The 2593-nt window shown below is 30.9% G+C and carries 3 protein-coding genes; all 3 read right to left on the bottom strand.

Annotated features, from left to right (window positions below; translation table 11 throughout):
* Nucleotides 1-97 precede the first annotated feature (97 nt).
* The gene (gene dnaN / locus AMD00_RS22580) at nt 98-1228 is read right to left on the bottom strand and encodes a DNA polymerase III subunit beta (RefSeq protein ID WP_053419251.1); all 1131 of its coding nucleotides are present in this window, start codon (nt 1226-1228) and stop codon (nt 98-100) included.
* A gap of 292 nt (nt 1229-1520) precedes the next feature.
* Nucleotides 1521-1979 carry a GNAT family N-acetyltransferase gene (locus AMD00_RS22575; protein WP_053419250.1) on the bottom strand — a complete coding sequence of 153 codons (459 nt, stop codon included), beginning with the start codon at nt 1977-1979 and terminating at the stop codon, nt 1521-1523.
* A gap of 231 nt (nt 1980-2210) precedes the next feature.
* A complete protein-coding gene (locus AMD00_RS22570; protein ID WP_053419249.1) occupies nt 2211-2408 on the bottom strand; it encodes a hypothetical protein in 198 nt (65 codons plus the stop codon).
* Nucleotides 2409-2593: the final 185 nt, after the last annotated feature.

Raw genomic sequence — 2593 nt, 5'->3', positions numbered from 1 at the left:
AAACTACATCCTTAGTTCAATAAGAAAAAAGAGCTGCCTATGCAACTCCATGATCTTCAAGTAAAGCACCCGTTAGTGCAATAAGAACATTGTCTATTTAATATGAACGCACTGGTGAAATAAGATGAAAATAAGAAGAATTATCAATAGGTTCAATTAAGACTGGCCTCATTGAACCACCAAAACTTATTCTTATCTCTTCTTCTTTTATTACTTTTAAGGCGTCCATTAAAAAGCTTCCATCAAGTGAAATACTTAAATCGGTCTCACCATTAATAGTTTTAATATTTTGAGTTTCTTCTATTTTACCTATTTCTGATGAGTTCGAGGATATTCTTATTTTTGTATCATTTTTGATTTCTAAATGAATATTGTTATTTTTCCATTCGCTAGCAAAAAGACAAGCTCTATCAATTCCTTTTAATAGCAGATTTGTGTTGAGAGTAATTATTGTCTTCGAATCATTTGGCAATAATCCTGAAATGTTAGGATAATTACCATCAATTAACCTTGAAAAAAGTGAGATAGTATTTGATTTAAATACAATATAGCTATCTGTTACAAATATATGTATGGCACCAGTTTCCTTATCAATTAACTTGATAAGCTCATTTAGACTTGTACTTGGAACAATGAATGAACCACTTAAATTTGATTCTATTGCAAGCTCTCTTAACGCTAAACGATGGGAATTTGTTGCAACACATGAAAGGTGGTTATCCTTAAATGACATATTTACTCCTGTCAACACAGGTTTAGATTCACTCTTTGAGACTGCAAACACAGTTTGTTTAATAATTTCTATTAATTCAACACTGGGGATTTTAATGTATTTAGCTTCGTCAATTTGAGGTAGACTTGGGTACTCTTCAGCATTAAATCCGTATACTTTGGTTACAATTTCATCGGATTTGATGGTAACTAATTGTTTTTCGTTTACTTTTAAATGTATTTCACCTGGTAATTTCTTAACAATTTCACTTAAATATTTGGCAGGAATAACAACACTACCAGCATTATAAACTTCCAATACTTTTACACCATCAATCGTTAAAGGAATAACTTTTTCAATAACAATATCAGAATTGCTTCCGACAAGGACTAAACAATTACTATTAGCAATTATCTTAATACCTGACAAAATAGGGAAAGGTGTTTTTAATGATACTGCTTTACTAACTTCTGAAATTGCTTTGTTAAAGCATTTATTATCTATTATAAATTCCATAAAAAAATCCACCTCATTTTAATCGTTAGTGAACTATTTCGACAAAATACCTAAAATCCCCTTTTTCTTCTTCAACTAACCTGCCCCGTTAGTTCAATAAAGAAAAAAAGAGCTGCATATGCAACTCAATGATCTTCAAGTAAAGCACCCCGTTACTTTAAGTGAAACAATTCACAAATTGCTATAAAAACAAAAACTCCTTTCATTCATTGGAGGGAATTTTATATGTGTTAAACATCTAAACGAGGCAAAATCATTACCACTGCACAAATATATATTCCTAAAGTAATTATCAACAAATTTGTTTCGATAATTCCCAATCAATCATTGTTTCTGTATATCCAACTTTTTTCATACCCAGTTTTTCTAAAACTCGAATAGAGCCATAGTTGTCTTGCAGTGTACCTGCTATTACTTTTTCCACTTTAGATGTATCAAAAGCCCATTGTATTAACGCTCCAACAGCTTCCGTAGCATAACCATTATTCCAATACTCTTTAAGGAAACCATAACCAATTTCTACTACTCCTTTTCCATCCGGTTTCCCTTTAAATTCCAAATCACCAATTACTATATCATCAGACTTACGAACAACCATCCAACTTCCCCAGTTTAGTAAAGAAGTGTCTTTAGCTAACCGTTCCAAATTATTTGGAATTTCAGGTCCGTTATCATAGTTTTGATTTAAAGCAATTTGAACTGTTTTTACTGTACAAGATATAATTTTTAGTCTATTAGTTTCAAGTTCCATATGTGTGTCTCCTTTTGTTTAAAAATCACTCCAATGTTAATTGATGTGATTCACAAAACATTGAAGAATAATTAATTAAAGCATTATTTTCAGAAAAATTAATTAACATTTCTTCTTTCACTAACCTGCCCCGTTAGTGAAAGAAGCTATTTCCCGGTCACAGAAGATGAGGTGGATGCGACAATGGAGAATTTTTCTTTGTGAGAGGTTTTGGAAAGATAAGAGAACTTTTTATAATGTTTGATAAATAATGAAAATAAATAAAATAATAAAGAAAGTTAAAAGGGTATATCCAATATAGCGTATACCTTTAGGCTTTGTTTTTAAGCTCCAGCGATTAAGAGAAATACCATTCATTGCCTTATTATCAGACTCTATGGGATCGAAAATATTACTTTCAGTATTTTTTGGTTTTTTTGTAGTATTCATAATGTTATTTATTCTCCCCTTTTTGTTTTTAATTCAAAATAGATATTTTTGCCGGGTTTTATAGAAAAAAAGAGCTGTCTGAACAGCTCAAAGATCTTCTACTAAAGCCCCCGTTCGTATTATAAGGTCAGCCAGAGAGAAATCTGGTTGACTATTTTTTATTCAATTTATAGATTGATAGTAGC

Source organism: Viridibacillus arvi, assembly GCF_001274945.1.
Taxonomy (GTDB): Bacteria; Bacillota; Bacilli; order Bacillales_A; family Planococcaceae; genus Viridibacillus; species Viridibacillus arvi.
This window is presented reverse-complemented; position numbering and strand designations above follow the sequence as displayed.

Excerpts from the sequence above, each read along its gene's own strand:
- dnaN (WP_053419251.1), bottom strand. The coding sequence starts at position 1,228 with ATGGAATTTATAATAGATAATAAATGCTTTAACAAAGCAATTTCAGAA.
- AMD00_RS22570 (WP_053419249.1), bottom strand. The coding sequence starts at position 2,408 with ATGAATACTACAAAAAAACCAAAAAATACTGAAAGTAATATTTTCGAT.
- AMD00_RS22575 (WP_053419250.1), bottom strand. The coding sequence starts at position 1,979 with ATGGAACTTGAAACTAATAGACTAAAAATTATATCTTGTACAGTAAAA.